The 276-nt window shown below is 34.1% G+C and carries 1 protein-coding gene; it reads right to left on the bottom strand.

Going from position 1 to position 276, the window contains the following annotated elements:
* A partial coding sequence (locus K5S59_RS29685) for an MSCRAMM family protein (protein WP_259653028.1) occupies window positions 1-276 on the bottom strand: 276 nt, incomplete at both ends.

Here is a 276-nt window from a genome sequence, read left to right on the forward strand (position 1 = left end):
CGTGTACTTTCCGTATGGTAATTTGAATTTCGCTATACCTTGCTCATTTGTTTTTCCTTTTACTACTTCTTTTCCTTGTTCGTTGTAGATAGTAAATTCTGCATTTGGCAGTTTCGTATTCCCATCCGCTATATCTACTTTCGTTATTTCTAACTCACCTTCTACCTTCTTATCTTGAACGATATGTTTAATAACTTCTCCATTCTCTTTTATTTCAAATGAGAACGTCTCTTCATTTATTACATAGCCATTCGGCGCTATTGTTTCTTTATACGT

Source organism: Bacillus sp. BML-BC051, from assembly GCF_019656175.1.
Classification (GTDB): Bacteria; Bacillota; Bacilli; order Bacillales; family Bacillaceae_G; genus Bacillus_A; species Bacillus_A mobilis.